At 71.8% G+C, this 14,594-nt stretch carries 12 protein-coding genes; 7 read left to right on the top strand and 5 right to left on the bottom strand.

Annotated features, from left to right (window positions below):
• The first annotated feature begins 585 nt into the window (after positions 1–585).
• The 4 genes from ACFYY6_RS28645 (at position 586) to ACFYY6_RS28660 (ending at position 6,450) form a co-directional block, all read left to right on the top strand.
• Entirely contained in the window at positions 586–1,176 is a 591-nt protein-coding gene (locus ACFYY6_RS28645; protein ID WP_389196308.1) for a 2Fe-2S iron-sulfur cluster-binding protein, read from the top strand.
• Entirely contained in the window at positions 1,173–2,165 is a 993-nt protein-coding gene (locus ACFYY6_RS28650; protein WP_389196310.1) for an FAD binding domain-containing protein, read from the top strand. The genes ACFYY6_RS28645 and ACFYY6_RS28650 overlap by 4 nt, the downstream gene beginning before the upstream one ends.
• Positions 2,162–4,282: a xanthine dehydrogenase family protein molybdopterin-binding subunit gene (locus ACFYY6_RS28655; RefSeq protein WP_388653690.1), complete on the top strand. Its 2,121-nt coding sequence runs from the start codon at positions 2,162–2,164 to the stop codon at positions 4,280–4,282. Before ACFYY6_RS28650 ends, ACFYY6_RS28655 begins: the two co-directional genes overlap by 4 nt.
• Before the next feature lie 587 nt (positions 4,283–4,869).
• On the top strand, positions 4,870–6,450 hold the full coding sequence (locus tag ACFYY6_RS28660) for an alpha/beta hydrolase (RefSeq protein ID WP_389196312.1): 1,581 nt from the start codon (positions 4,870–4,872) through the stop codon (positions 6,448–6,450).
• Between the two features lie 180 nt (positions 6,451–6,630).
• On the opposite strand, the gene ACFYY6_RS28665 is transcribed toward ACFYY6_RS28660, so the two are convergent.
• The 3 genes from ACFYY6_RS28665 to ACFYY6_RS28675 all read right to left on the bottom strand — a co-directional run bounded on the left by ACFYY6_RS28665 (position 6,631) and on the right by ACFYY6_RS28675 (position 9,060).
• Positions 6,631–7,266 carry a hypothetical protein gene (locus ACFYY6_RS28665; protein ID WP_389196314.1) on the bottom strand — a complete coding sequence of 212 codons (636 nt, stop codon included), beginning with the start codon at positions 7,264–7,266 and terminating at the stop codon, positions 6,631–6,633.
• Between the two features lie 472 nt (positions 7,267–7,738).
• A complete protein-coding gene (locus tag ACFYY6_RS28670) occupies positions 7,739–8,212 on the bottom strand; it encodes a MarR family winged helix-turn-helix transcriptional regulator (protein WP_351524602.1) in 474 nt (157 codons plus the stop codon).
• 290 nt (positions 8,213–8,502) lie between these two features.
• Positions 8,503–9,060 (bottom strand): GH25 family lysozyme, encoded by a 558-nt coding sequence (locus ACFYY6_RS28675; protein WP_351634915.1) that lies wholly within the window; start codon positions 9,058–9,060, stop codon positions 8,503–8,505.
• A gap of 138 nt (positions 9,061–9,198) precedes the next feature.
• On the opposite strand from ACFYY6_RS28675, the gene ACFYY6_RS28680 reads away from it, so the two are divergent.
• Positions 9,199–9,909: an NAD(P)-binding domain-containing protein gene (locus ACFYY6_RS28680; RefSeq protein ID WP_351524604.1), complete on the top strand. Its 711-nt coding sequence runs from the start codon at positions 9,199–9,201 to the stop codon at positions 9,907–9,909.
• Between the two features lie 148 nt (positions 9,910–10,057).
• Here the strand turns inward: ACFYY6_RS28680 and ACFYY6_RS28685 are convergent, their stop codons facing one another.
• Together ACFYY6_RS28685 and ACFYY6_RS28690 are read right to left on the bottom strand one after the other, a co-directional pair.
• Positions 10,058–11,437 carry a radical SAM protein gene (locus tag ACFYY6_RS28685; RefSeq protein ID WP_351524605.1) on the bottom strand — a complete coding sequence of 460 codons (1,380 nt, stop codon included), beginning with the start codon at positions 11,435–11,437 and terminating at the stop codon, positions 10,058–10,060.
• Between the two features lie 155 nt (positions 11,438–11,592).
• The gene (locus ACFYY6_RS28690) at positions 11,593–12,453 is read right to left on the bottom strand and encodes a pentapeptide repeat-containing protein (RefSeq protein ID WP_351524606.1); all 861 of its coding nucleotides are present in this window, start codon (positions 12,451–12,453) and stop codon (positions 11,593–11,595) included.
• Between the two features lie 737 nt (positions 12,454–13,190).
• Here ACFYY6_RS28690 and ACFYY6_RS28695 point away from each other — a divergent pair.
• Both ACFYY6_RS28695 and ACFYY6_RS28700 read left to right on the top strand, forming a co-directional pair.
• Positions 13,191–13,694, top strand: coding sequence for a hypothetical protein (locus ACFYY6_RS28695; RefSeq protein ID WP_351524607.1), 504 nt, complete (start codon positions 13,191–13,193; stop codon positions 13,692–13,694).
• A 122-nt stretch (positions 13,695–13,816) separates the two neighbouring features.
• The gene (locus ACFYY6_RS28700) at positions 13,817–14,347 is read left to right on the top strand and encodes an SMI1/KNR4 family protein (protein ID WP_360109560.1); all 531 of its coding nucleotides are present in this window, start codon (positions 13,817–13,819) and stop codon (positions 14,345–14,347) included.
• Positions 14,348–14,594 lie beyond the last annotated feature (247 nt).

The following is a 14,594-nucleotide window of genomic DNA, read 5'->3' on the forward strand; positions in this document are numbered from 1 at the left end:
AACACCGGGGGGGCGGGCGCCGCGGGGGGGGGGGGGGGGGGGCGGCCGGCCGGGGGGGGGCGGGGGGCGGGCCCCCCCCCCCCCCGGGGGGGGCGGGGGGGGCCGCCCCCCCCCCCCCCCCCCCACTCGCGTTTCCCGGCTGCCCGGGAACGAACAGCCGGGCACGGAGGCAGCGCTCGGCCGACACCGACGGGAGTGCGAGGGGCCGGTTCGCCGGGCCGTTTCCCGCTCGGCGCATGCCACGTCCGGGATGCGCGCGATTCCTCCGCCCGTCCGGACGCGGACTCACGCGCCCTGCGTCCCGCCCTCGGTCTCCTTCGGCATCGCGGGCAGGGCCTCCTTGCTGAGCGGAGAGCCGTCCACTAGGTTCGACGGCTGCCGGGCAGCTGTCCGGTCGAATTCACCATGCCGTCGGATCCGGCCGATGCGGCAGAGCGGCCAATCCCGGCCACCGGCTCTCCCGTACCCGTTTCGCCCCACTCCCCCGGACGAGTCCGGCCTCCGGAAAGGGTCCGCTCCTCCGCAGGCGCCCGGCGGGACCCGTCTCGATCCGGCGCGCGTCCGCAATGCGAAAGAAGGCTGAGCATGGCCCCATCGACATCCAGCGTCATCACCCTGAGCGTCAACGGCGAGCAGCACACGTTACCCGTCGACCATCGCACCACACTGCTCGACGCCCTGCGTGAGCGCCTCGACCTGACCGGCACGAAGAAGGGGTGCGACCAGGGCCAGTGCGGCGCCTGTACGGTGCTGCTCGACGGACGCCGCGTCGTTTCCTGCCTCCAGTTGGCGGTCGCCGCCGAGGGGGCCGCGGTCACCACCATCGAAGGCGTCGCCGACGGTGACCGGTTGCATCCGGTGCAGCAGGCGTTCATCGACCTCGACGGCTATCAGTGCGGCTACTGCACGCCCGGGCAGATCTGTTCGGCTCTCGCGGTGCTCGAGGAGCACGCGGCGGGCTGGCCGAGCTCCGTGACCGCCGATGTCCGGCCCGAAGCGGGGGTGCCCGCGCTCACCTCCGAGGAGATCCGTGAGCGGATGAGCGGCAATCTGTGCCGGTGCGGCGCATACGTGTCGATCGTGGCCGCCGTGGCGCGGGCCGCAGAAGCCGGGGCGGAGGCCGTGGACGGGGCCGGGGATGCGTCCGCGGCCGGGGGCGAGGGGGCCGTGGCGTGAGGGAGTTCGGTTATGAGCGTGCGCTCGACGTCCCGGGTGCGGTCGCCCTGCGCGGCACCGGTCCCGAGGCTCGGTTCCTCGGCGGCGGTACCAATCTCGTCGACCTGATGAAGGCCGGTGTGGAGCGGCCCGCACTGCTCGTCGACGTGCGCCGACTGCCCCTCGACCGGGTCGAGCCGACGGCGGACGGCGGGCTGTGCATCGGGGCGACGGTCACCAACAGCGATCTGGCGGCCCACCCGGACGTGCGGCGCCGCTACCCCGCGCTCGCGCAGGCAGTCCTGGCGGGCGCCTCGGGCCAGTTGCGCAACATGGCCACGGTGGGCGGGAATCTGCTCCAGCGGACCCGTTGCGGCTACTTCGCCGACGTCAGCGGTCCCTGCAACAGGCGCTCACCCGGCAGTGGTTGCCCGGCGATCGCGGGTGAGCACCGCAATTCCGCGATCCTCGGCGCGTCCGAGCACTGCTTCGCCGTCCATCCCTCGGACATGGCGGTCGCGCTCGCCGCCCTCGACGCCGTCGTCGTGTACGAAACGGCCGACGGGCCGGGCGAGTTGCCGATCACTCGGCTGTATCCGCCGGTGGGCGACGCCCCGCACATCGAGACCGCCCTGCCACCCGGCGCGCTGGTCACCGGCGTCACGTTGCCACCGCTTCCTTACGCGGCCGGCTCGCGGTACCGGAAGGTGCGCGAGCGCGCCTCGTACGCGTTCGCGATCGGCTCCGTCGCCGCCGCGCTCGATGTCCGGGACGGTGTCGTGCGCGATGTACGTCTCGCGTTCGGGGCGGTCGCGTCCCGGCCGTGGCGGGCCCGGATGGCCGAGCGGGCACTGGTCGGTGGCCCGGCCGGGGCGGAGGCGTTCGGCGCCGCGGCGGACGCCGAGCTGGCGGCGGCCGGGCCGCTGCCGGGGAACGCCTACAAGGTGGCGCTGGTGCGTGACCTGGCCGTCACCGTTCTGACCGAACTCGCCGAGGAGGCCGCCCGATGACCACGACGACCGAGGCCGCCGCGCCGGCGGGGGCCGTCGGCTCCGCGCACACCCGTGTGGAGGGTCGGGACAAGGTCACCGGGGCGGCCCGCTATGCCGGGGAGATCCCTTTCGCCGACCTGGCGCACGGCTGGCTGGTGCTGTCGTCCGTGGCCCGCGGCCGTGTCCGCCGGGTCGAGGACGCCCCCGTCCTGGAGATGCCGGGCGTGCTCGCCGTGCTGCACCACGGGAACGCTCCGCGCGTCGACACCGACTACGTGGGCATGCTGGGGCGGCCGAACCCGGTCCTCGGACTCTTCCAGCACGACCGGGTGCCCTTCGCGGGCTGGCCGGTGGCGCTGGTCGTGGCGGAGACGTCCGAGCAGGCCCGGGAGGCCGCCGAGGCCCTGGTGGTCCGGTACGACGAGGAACCGCACGATGTGGCGTTCGACGCCGGGCGCCCCGACGCCTACACGCCGCGGAACAACCCGATGATGCCGGCCGAGACCGAGAAGGGGGACGTGGAGGCCCTGCTGGGCGATTCCGCCGTCGTCGTGGACGAGGAGTACAGCACTCCGGAGGAGCACCACCATCCGATGGAGCCGCATGCGGCGACCGCCCACTGGGACGGCGGACGGCTCGAGGTCGTCGACTCCAACCAGGGCAGCACGTGGGTGGCGGGCGAACTCGCCAAGCTCTTCTCGCTCGAACCGGCTCGCGTGCGCGTACGGTCCGAGCACGTCGGCGGTGCCTTCGGCTCGAAGGGCGTCGGCCCGCACCAGGTGGCCGCCGTCATGGCCACGACCATGCTGAACCGTCCGGTCCGCGTCGTACTGACGCGCCGTCAGATGTTCTCCCTCGTCGGCTACCGCAGCCCCACGGCACAGCGCGTCAGGCTCGGCGCCGACGCGGACGGGCGGCTGCGCGCGTTCGACCACCAGGCACTGAATCTGTCCTCGACGGTGCACGAGTTCATCGAGTCGAGTGCCGTGCTGGGACGCGTGATGTACGACGCCGACGCGCATCACACGCTTCACCGGCTCGTACGGCTCGACGTGCCCACCCCGTCCTGGATGCGCGCACCCGGCGAGGCACCGGGGTCCTTCGCCCTCGAATCGGCCCTCGACGAACTGGCCGAGAAATGCGGCATCGACCCGATCGCACTCCGCGTGCGCAACGAACCCGTGACGGGGCCGGTGTCGGGGCTGCCGTTCAGCAGCCGCAACCTGCTCGCCTGCTTCGAGGAGGGGGCCCGGAGATTCGGCTGGGCGGACCGCGACCCGCGTCCGGGCGTGCGCCGCGAGGGTCGCTGGCGGCTCGGGACCGGAACGGCGGCCGCCACCTATCCGTCCGGAGTCGGCCCGTCCACTGCGGCCGTGACCGCGGAAGCGGACGGGACGTTCACCGTGCGGATCAACGCGGCGGACATCGGTACCGGGGCGCGGACCGCGATGGTCCTCGTGGCCGCCGAGGTGCTGAAGGCGGCTCCGGACCGTATCCGTGTGCGCATCGGGAACAGCGACCTCGGCCCGGCGGTGATCGCCGGTGGTTCGATGGGGACGCGCTCCTGGGCCTGGGCGGTGACGCTCGCGGCGGAGGAACTGGTGAAGCGGCTGGCTCTCGGCGGCGGAATCCCGCCCGAGGGAATCACCACCCGGTCGGACACCGCCGAGGCCGTCGGCTCACTGACGAAGAAGGAACGGCACTCCTTCGGGGCGCAGTTCGCCGAGGTCGCCGTGGACGTCACCACGGGCGAGGTGCGGGTGCGGCGGCTGCTCGGCATCTTCGCGGCAGGCACCATCGTCAATCCGCTCACCGCCCGCAGCCAGTTCATCGGCGGGATGACCTGGGGTCTGTCCATGGCCCTCCACGAGGAGGCGGTCAGGGACCGGACGTCCGGGGCCCATGTCGGCGCCGACCTCGCCGGGTACCACTTCGCCACGCACGCGGATGTGCCGCTCGTCGAGGCGGACTGGGTCGACGATCCCGTGCCGGATGATCCGGTCGGCATGAAGGGCATCGGCGAGATCGGTGTCGTGGGCGTCGCGGCCGCGATCGCCAACGCCGTGTGGCACGCGACCGGTGTACGCCACCGGCACCTGCCGATCCGCCCGGACCGGATCCTCACCACGTCCTGAGGACGGCCGGGGGCGGGGGATGCGGTCGGGGACCGGGTGACTGGAGCCGGGTCGGCATGCCGGCGTGGTCGGGGGCGGCACGAGCCCTTCCCGGCCACGTCGGCCGGTCCACCGCACGGAGCACGGAGCACGTGGCAGGTGGATACGGCATGTGGCACCGCACCGCGCCGTGCTCCCCGGGTGCGGGCAGATCTCTCGGCGTACACGCAGGCAGTCGCTAACGACCTCGCCCACGATGGGCGGTGGGAGAAGGAGCGGTGTCCGGGGCCTTCGAATCCAAGGCGGAGGAGGGAGTCGACGCGGAGCGTCGGCAACTGACGACAACGCCGGAGGCGGAGGTCCCGGACGCTGCGACGCCGCTGACAATCGTGGGCGAGGTCGTAAGGCCGCTGACGTAGGTGCGCGGTACTGCCGCACGACGACGACACGGCGTCGGGAGCGGTGAAAGGCTGGCCCGCGGACGACGGCTGGCGGACGACCGGCGCCGACGGACGAGCACCGTGCCTCTCCCGGCCGGCTGCCGCCACGCCCCGTCCGATTCCGCCTCCCGCTGACGGGACGGGCATGCCCGACCCGAAGGAGATCGTGTGACCATCTTCAGAGCAGCCGCGCGCCGTGTCTCGGCCGTCGGCCTCGCCCTCACCGCCTGTTTCACCGCGCTGCCCACCGCGGCTGCGGCCGCCTCGGACCGCGACGACGGCGTGGCGCGATCCGGGGCCGGACTGGGCCGCTACTACCATCAACGCCTCGACTGGCACAGCTGCGTCCTGGGCCCGGACGACGCGCCGGGGAGCGCTCTGGAGAACGCGGGCGCGCGCTGCGCGGACGTGACCGTGCCGCTCGACTACTCCGATCCCGGCGGCCGTACCCTCACCGTCGCGATATCCCGGCTGCGGGCCACCGACACCCGGCACCGGGTAGGGCCGCTGATCATCAACCCCGGCGGCCCGGGCAGTTCCGGCCTCGATCTCCCTCCGCTCATCCGCGCGGCGATGAAGGACACAGGCCCGCGCTACGACATCATCGGCATGGACCCGCGCTTTGTCGGCCGCAGCACTCCCCTGGACTGCGTCTGGCCCGTCGGTCTCTCCCTCTTCTCCTCCGGTGTCGGCAGGCCCGGGTTCGACCGCCAGGTCGTCCTGCAGAAGAACCTGGCCGACCGGTGCCGGGCCACCAACGCGTCCGTGCTGCCGCACGTCACCACCCGCAACACCGCCCGCGACATGGACGTCGTCCGGGGAGCGCTCGGTGAGCGGAAGATCTCCTACCTGGGCTACTCGTACGGCACCTACCTGGGCACCGTCTACAGCCAGATGTTCCCCGGCCGCTACGACCGGATGGTGCTCGACGGGGCACTGGACCCCCGCCGCTACAACCCTCGTCTCATGAAGGGTCTGGAGCGCGAGAACGACCGGGCGCTCGCGGACTGGGCCGCCTGGGCGGCTCGGCGCGACAGCGTCTACGGACTCGGTCGCACGCGTGACGAGGTGCTCACCACGGTCGAACGCGTCATCGACGCGGCCGCCCGGCGGCCGCTGACGATCGGTACCGCCCCCGAGGTGTTCCGACTCGACGACACCCAGGTGCCCTTCGTGGTCTTCATCGGAATCGCCGACGACACCGATGAGGCGCGGGCCGTCCTCGGCGAGCAGGTCTCCGTCCTGGCCGAGGCCGCAAAGGGACGTCCGACCCGACCCTCCCCCCAGTTCGCGGGGATGCTCCGGTCGACGCTCGGCGGCGGGGCTTCGCAGACCGGCAGTGCGCAGTCCGCGATCCTCTGCGGGGACGCGGCCGCACCGCACGACCCCGAGTCGTACTGGCGGGACATCGAGCGCAGCCGTGCCGCCCACCCGGTCATCGGCCCGATCGCCAACAACATCGGGCCGTGCGCCTTCTGGGACCGGCCTCGCGAGGAGCCCACCCAGGTACGTCACGACGCATCGGCCCTGATCGTCGCCGCCACCGGCGACCCGCGCACTCCCTACACCGGCAGCGTCGCACTGCGCGGCCTGCTGCCCAGCTCCAGGCTGGTCACTCTCCAGGGCGCCAACCGGCACGCGCTGTACGGCACGTACGGCAATGCCTGCGTGGACGACGAGGTCAACCGCTACCTGGCCACCGGCAGGCTGCCCGCGGCGGACCGGACCTGCGTCAAGCAGAGCGGATAGTCGCTCTGCGATTCGCTTCGTCGAGGGGGTGAGCCGGTATCACGCTGTCGGCGCGGTGTCGGGCACCGAGGTCCTCGCTGCGGCCGGTACCTCGCCTCCGGCCCTCGTGGACCCCGTGAACACACGGAACCCCGGCCCGATTCCGGCGGGCCGGGGTCGTGTGTGGGTTGAGCGGTCGGGTCAGTCGTCGCCGTAACCGCCCTCGCCGCCGTAACCGCCCTCGTCGCCGCCGTAGCCGCCCTCGTCACCGTAGCCACCCTTGTCGCCACCGTGGTGGCCGTGGTGGTGGTGGATCACGCGGAAGCTGGCGACGATTCCGTTCTTGACGTGGACGCCGCCCTTGACGTGGCCCGGACGGACGCCGTCGCTGGAGCTCCACGGCCCGACGGTGGCGATGGGGGAGCCGTTGTCGCAGGTGACGCCGCGGAAGACCTCGACGGTCTTGTGGCTCTCGTTGCGGATGTTGAGGGTCTTGGATCCGAGCCCGCTGATCACGGTCACGCAGCCGCCGCGCTCATCGGAGTAGGTGCGCTCGTTGATGTGGATGCGCCCCTTGTGGTGGTGGTGGTGCCGGTGGTGGCGCTTCTTCTCGTGGCCGCCGCCGTGGCCGCCGCCGTAGTTGTTGCCCTCGTTGCCCTTGCCCTCGTTGCCCTTGCCGGCGTCGCCGCCGTTGAGGGCCATGGGGGCGGCCTGCTGGACGATGGGGGCCGCCTGGGCCGGCTCGGAGGTGGCTGCGGAGGCGTAGGTGATACCGGTGGCAGCCAGGGCCGCCGCGGCCGCCACAGCACCGGTAACAACGGTGGAACGGGTAACCATGTCACTTCTCCTGTCTCAGGGAGGCCGGCTGAGCAGTCGGCCCGTGATTGAACGTACTGACGGTCCCCATACCTGTCATATCGGACACGTTGCCGTGCGCGGCCGGAACGCCTATCGGGGTACACGACCTACGCCAAATGCTATTTCCGGATAATCCGACAAACGCTCAACTACCCTGAAAACAGGCGCCCTTGATATTCCGTTGGTCCGTCCGGGCGACTTCCTGAAACCCGCTCACCCCCGCGACAGCGTGTCTTTCGTTGACACGCCCCGAACAGCGAACGTTCCCGCCCCGCGCCCATCCCCGCTTCCCGTCCGACGCCCCTGTTCCGCCCGACGCCCGGCGCACCCGGGACCGGCCGCCGTACCACCGCACCACTCCCCGACCGCGGGCGACCGATCGCGCGCGCCGCGTGTGAGGCGCGCGAGGAAACCGGGACGGTGCAGCTCCGGCCGGGGCGGCACCGGGACCTCAGCCGCTGGACGTCGAGGGTCCCGGCCCCTGCCCCTCCTCATGGGCATGGGCGTGGACACGGCGCAGCAGCGCCGCCAACTGCGCCTGTTCCGCGGTGCTCAGGGGGGCGAGCAGTTCCCGCTGAACGCCCAGCGCCTCCGCCTGCAGGTCCGTGAGCACCGCGCGGCCCGCCGGACTGGACGTCACCGTCACCCGGCGGCGGTCGGCGGTGTCACGGGCCCGCTCCACGAGTCCGGCCATCGCGAGATCGTCCACGATCTTCACCATGTCGCTCCGGTCGATCCCGAGCCGGGACGCCAGTTCGCGCTGCACATGGGGACCGAAATCGACCAGCGCGGACAGCACGGCCATGTGCCACAGTTTCATGTCCCGCTCGGCCAGCCTCGCCGCCAGCCTGCTCCGCGCGGTCTTGCCGGTCCTGGACAGCAGGTAGGTCGTGAATCCCAGAAGGCTGGGCGGGATCTCGCTCATCGGCCTCATCCTAGGTGTCCCGTACCTGATGACCGGCGGGTCCCGGCACGGGTCGGCCCTCGATCACCAGCGGTCCGGTGAAGCCCCGGACGACAACGGGCGCGGGCGGACTCCTCCGCCGGCACCGGGCGGGGGGACCGACCCGCCGCGACCCGCACCGGTGGCGAAAGGCCCCGGAAGGGCCCCTGAGGACCGTCCGGTCCTCTCTCGTCGCCGCCCGCGCCGATCGGCACCGTGCCCGACGATCCGGACCGTCACGTCCCGGTCCGCCCGTCGGCCTCGCGGCGCCGCTACGACCGCCCGCGTGCCCAGTCGCGCAGGGCGGCCCGCGACGAGAACGCCGCCACGTCCTTGTCGAGGGGCTGGTCGGTGTACTGGTGAATGCGCCAGGACGCCTTGATCCGGGGCTTTCCGGCGGTCGCGTAGTCGGCTATCCACAGGCCGTCCCCCGCGTACGACGTCGTGTCGTGGTGCAGCCAGAAGGTGCGATTGCAGTACAGCAGCACCTTGTGGTGCGGCCGCAGGCGCTTGACCTCGCGGATGAAGCGGTCCTTCTCGGCGTTGCCCGGCCGGCTGCCCTCGCCGTTCTCCTCCCAGTCCACGGCGAGCAGATCGCCCGCCTTCTCCGGCACCTTGCTCAGGAAGTACTCCGCCTGCGCCTCGATGTTCCCCGGCCAGAGAAAGTGGTAGAAGCCGACCACGCACTCCGCGTCCCTGGCTCGTCCGACCTGCGAGGACAGCCACGGGTTGACGTAGGAACGGCCTTCGGTGGCCTTGATGAGGACGAAGTCCAGTCCGTCCGGGTCGAAGGACGACTGGTAGGCACTGACATCGACACCATGCAGCATGGCATCTCCTCCGGATCTGCTCGGGGGTTCCGGTCTTCCTTGTCCACGTGCCCCCGCCGCTCGGGCCCCATCCGCTCGGTGAACAGGCGAACCGTTTTTCCCGTCGGTGGAATAGGGCTGCCCGGCGGGAAGTTGGGGATGCGGCGAGAGCACCTCACACACCGCAGGCACCATGGGAAGGTCGGATCCATGAAGATCGGCATCATCGGAGCGGGCAACATCGGCGGTAATCTCACCCGGCGCCTCACCGCCCTGGGGCATGACGTCTCCGTCGCCAACTCCCGGGGCCCGCAGACGCTCACGGAACTCGCCCGGGAGACCGGGGCGACCCCGGTCACCGCGGCGCAGGCCGCCCGAGGAGCCGAGGTCGTGGTGGTCACCATTCCCCTCAAGGCGGTCCCGCTGCTGCCCTCGGGCCTGCTCGACGAGGCCGCGGAGGGGGTCGCGGTCATCGACACGGGCAACTACTACCCGCAGCAGCGGGACGGCCGGATCGCCGCCATCGAGGAGGGGCTGCCGGAGAGCCGGTGGACGGAGCGGCAGATCGGCCACCCCGTGATCAAGGCGTTCAACGGGACCTACGCGCAGGACATCCTCGACAACGGCCGCCCTCAGGGCAGCCCCGGCCGTCAGGCGCTGCCGGTGGCCGGTGACGACGCCGCGGCCAAGCGGGTCGTAAGGGATCTCATCGACGAACTCGGCTTCGACACCGTCGACACGGGCGGCCTCGACGAGTCCTGGCGGCAGCAGCCCGGCTCGCCCGTCTACGGTCATCGCGGTGACGTCGAGGCGGTCACGAAGGCGCTCGCCGAGGCGTCCCCGGAACGTACGGCGGAGTGGCGCGCCTGACGGTCCACGGCCGCCGCGCCCGGTTCGTCGGGCCCGGCGCGCGTCGACCGCGTCCCGCCGCGCACCGGAACGTCGTACCGCGACGGTCCGGTGCGCGTGCCGGTCGCCCCGCGCGTCGGCGGTCCGGGGCGGCCGAGGGGCGGTCCGGCTACTCCTGGGCGTCGTCGGGCCGGGCCGGAAGGCTGTCCATGAACGAGCTCACGGAGAAGACGGCGCGGCCGGCCCCGGGCGGACCGTAGCCGGGAGGCGAGCTGAGGCCGAACTCCTCCATGGTCGCCCGGTAGGCATCGAGCAGGCGGATGTGGTACTCCAGCGGCGCCCCGTCGGGGTTGGTCTTCCCGAGCGGGGTGGTGGGCTCCGGGCACCATGTGGTGAAGCGCGGCGTGATGCCGTGCGACATGAAGAACCGCAACCCCTCGGTGGTCGACTCGATGGCTTCCTTCACCGTGGTGAAGCCGAAGGGCGCGGCCATCTCCACGCCCGCGACGAAGTTGGGGATGACGTTGCGGGCGCCGAACACGTCGGCCGAGTCCAGGATGCGGCGGTGCCACTCGTCCCGTCCCACGTAGCGTTCCTTGCCCGGGCAGTAGAGCTCGAAGAGGCGGCGGTCCCACACCTCGTAGTTCGGGTGGTAGATCTGGATGCCGTAGTCGCGGAAGCGCTGGACGTCCGCCTTGGGCAGGGCCTGTGCGACGACCTTGCCGATCCACCGGCCGGGGAAGCGCTCCTCGATCGCCTTGGCGTACTGACCATAGAAGTCGGCCTCGTCGCGGCCGCCGATGTGGGACGTGATGGCGCCGCCGGTGAGGGTATAGGCGGTGGACGACTTCGCGGTGTCGTACTTGTCGATGATGGCCAGGGCCTCCAGGACCTCCTCGACCGGCTTCACGCCGGTGTAGGGGCGTCCCGCCGCCTTGTGCTGGCGCCAGTTGTGGTTGATGTCGCAGTACTGGCACTCCTCCTTCGCCCCGAAGTACTGGCAGACCCGGAAGACCGTCAGGTAGACGAGGTAGCCCCACTGGATGGTGGGTGCGACCTCCATCACGGACTTGCCGTTCTCGAGGGTGTGCCGGTAGTAGTCCGGCATCGGGGGCAGGCCGACGTCGGAAATGCGCCGACCGTCCAGGTACAGCCCGAGCACCCCGTCGTCGGCGGCGGCGACACGGTACGGAGAGGCCGGATTGACCCGCACGGAGACCACGGTCCGCCGCAGTTCGTAGGGGCCTCCGGTGAGCACGATCTCCTCCGGGGGACGGCGCAGTGCGGCCGCACCGAGCTCGGGGAGCGTTCCATGGTCGAACGAGAAGATGAAGTACGACTTCGGCTTGATGTCGCCGTCCTCGTTGTCACTGAGCGCGGACTCGTCGAACGCCACGCCGCCGCGCAGCAGGTCCTCCTTGATGACGGCTTCCCGGGGGACGTGCGGGAACTGTTCCATGAGCCGCTCGACCAGACGGGTGCGGCTGCCATCGGTATGGCCGCCGCCGGTACGGCTGTGCTCGGTGTGGTGGTCGGTACTGCTGGCCATGTGCGGGACTCCTCGGTCCGGTCGAAGGCACTCCGGATACATCACACTGTGCAACGATCCGCGGGCGCCGGCGGTGCCCGGCCGCAGGGGGTGTTCTGCCCGGTTGCGGCGCGGCTGGTGTCCGGGCCGTCGGTGGTGCGGTCCGGGTCGGGGTATCAGTCGCCCCAGTGCGTGGGGCGGCCGAGGGAGGTCGGTAGCTTCGTCGCCGCGTCGCCCCTGGCCGCGTTGAGCTGGGCCTGGGTGAGGAAGAGGCTCGCGGTGAGGTCGGCGGCGGACAGGTCGGCGTCCCGGAGGTCGGCGCCTATCAGGTCGGCCAGCCGGAGGTCGGCGCCCCTGAGGTCCGCAGCGATGAGGTAGGCGCCGCGCAGATCGGCGCCTCTCAGATCGGCACCTCTGAGTCGGGCGCCGATGAGGTCGGCGCCGCGGCGGTCACGCTTCTTCCCGCGGGGTGCGGTGGCCCGGACGGCCCGGCTCGCACGGGACAGGAGTGCGGCGACCGACTCGCGGTGTGCGGCCACGTCCAGTTCGGCGAGCGTGTCCGCCGGCAGTCGTGTGAGACGTTCCGTCTCCTCCAGGCAGCGCCGGATCTCTCCGTGGAGGGTCCGGGCCGGTCCGAGGGACAACGCCTCCGTGAGGTACCAGAGGAGTTCGTGGAGCTGCCGCATGACCGGGAACACCTGGAACATCTGCCGGGCGATGTCCGGCGACCCGCGCCAGCCCCGCCCTTGGAAGGTCTCGCCGGACACCTTCTGCCCGGCCCCGAAGCAGTCGTACACGGTGCAGCCGGGAAAGCCGCGTGTGCGCAGTTCGGTGTGGATGCCGCAGCGGAAGTCCTCCTGGAGGTTGCGGCAGGGCTTCCCGGCTTCCTTGTCGATCGCGAAGTCCGAGGACCGGGTGAGGGTCAGCGCGACGCAGCAGAGTCCGAAGCACTTCGCGCAGTCGGCTCGCAGTGTGGCGTGGTCGGAGCCGGGGCCTGGGACATGGGCGGGCACGGTCGGTGAGTCCTCCGGGTACATGGCTGTCGGACCGTCAACCCTATCGGTGGGCGTCACTCGTACGCGCCGGCCCCGTGATCCCTGCCGGACGCACCGGCGCCATGACGTCCGTTTCACCCTGTTTTCTCGGTGAAAAGAGCCTCCCTTCACACCTGTCAGCACGACGCCGGCCGTCCCGCCCCGCTCGGTCCGCCGCCGCGGCCCGCTCCTCCGCACTCCTCGCGGCCTTCCTCCTACCGCTGCTCACCCCGGCCGGGACCGTGCCGGCGGCCCGGAAACGACATCGGCCGCTCCGGCACTCGCCCCCTCGGTGCACGTCGCACACCCGGTGGCCGCGGCTCCGATCGCCCCGTGCACCAGCAACGCTCCGGTCGTCTGCTCGATCCGCGAGACGGCCCCGGAGGAGCAGGCGGGAGGCACGGGAGATCCGGATCCGGTCCACCAGCTGCTCGATTCCATGGAGGCCGGTCGAGGACCGAATGCGTACCGCGGGCCCGACGGGCGGGGCCCGCGGCGTCCGGTGCGGTGCATCGCGAGGCGGGGTCGTCCTCGTCCGGGGCGTACGTGGACGATCCCGACAACGCGGCAAGGCTCCGTGCCGGACGCCGCAGGTCGGACGGGACTTTCGAAACAGCCCTGGGCTCGGCCCGTGCTCAGGTGTCCGGCCTCTCCATGAGCTCGGTGGCGCGCCGTCTCCGAGCGGCTGTCAGTGCCGCGCAGCACACTGGCAGCAGTACCGCACGGTGAAGGGGACGCTGATGGGCATCGGGGACGACACCGGCTTCGAACCGGCCACGGGGGACGGAGAGGTGACGGTTCCGGACGAACGACGCACGGCGTCCGTGCGCACGGCGTTCCAGGGGATGCTGCAGATCCGTCGGCTGACGAACACGGGGCTCTCGAAACCGGAGGGCGTACCCGCGCGGTGGGAGACGCACCGACCGGTACGGGCCGTGGCCCTGGTCCTGGAGGCGTCGGGCCTGGCGGCTTCCGCGGTCGACGATTCCGGCGCGCGGACGGCGACCGGGTACCGCGTGACGGCGGGCGAGGCGCCGGACGGCGCGAGAGTGGAGTGGGTCGGTCCGCCGGGCGGCGGGGCCGCGCACGCCGAGGAGAAGGAACTGGGCCGGTGCGCGGCCGTGCTGCGGGAGCTGGGCTGGACGGTGCTGCCGTACCGCGGACCGCGTCGTCGCAGGTTCCTGGAGGTCGAACCGCCGCCGGGCGTCCGGAGCAGGGACGGCGGCCGGCAGTCGCTCCGGTAGCGCGCCTTCCGTCCGGCCCGGTTCCCGGCGCCGCCTGACGGGTGCTCCGCCGTCGCGTCGACGGGGGCGTCGAAGCTCCTCCCACTCGTCGGGCGGGTGTGCCCCGGTCATAGGATGCGCTCGTGACCCGGTTCGATGAAGTGAAGGCGACGTTCTGGGGCGAGGGGCTGTACGGGGCGCAGCCACCGCTGACGAACGCGGCCGTTCTGGATGCCGAGCTCCGGCTCGGTGTGCGGCTGCCGGCTTCGTTGCTGGAGCTTCTGCGGATCCGGAACGGTGGACCGGTCGCGGCACGGTGGAACGCCTTCCCGACCGACGTGCCGACCTCGTGGAGCCAGAACCATGTCCCGCTCGACGATCTGCTGGGCATCGGCCGTCACGACGGCCAGATCTCACTGCTGGACTCGGCCTACCTGATCGAGGAGTGGGGTCTTCCCTCGCCTCTGGTGCTGCTCTCGGGCGACGGCCACTGGTGGATCGCGCTCGACTACCGGACGTGCGGCGCACGAGGCGAGCCGTCCGTGACCTGGTTCGACGCGGAGCTTCCCGCTGAACTCCCGCTGGCCGAGGACTTCCGGACGTTCGTCGAGCGTCTGACCTCAGCCCACTCCCTGGACCTCGACGCCGCCGACGGCGGCCGATCCTCGTCTTGAGCGTGCTCTGACCGCGCTTGCCGCATTCGAGTATCCGCGGTTCCGAACTGCCGACGGACCTCGCGGGCCACGGACTTCGTGAGGCTGTCGTACGGAGAGCAGTGCCGGATGGCGACCGGTCCCCGCCACGGTCGATGCGGTGGCGGTCGGCGCGACCGGAGGAAGCGGGCGCCGAAGCCACCGCGCACGTGTACGAAAAGGCTGCTTCGAACCAGAGCCGTCCGGGTCGGGCCCACATGTCATTCCG

It is taken from the genome of Streptomyces sp. NPDC001750, assembly GCF_042892615.1.
In the GTDB taxonomy this organism is placed as follows: domain Bacteria; phylum Actinomycetota; class Actinomycetes; order Streptomycetales; family Streptomycetaceae; genus Streptomyces.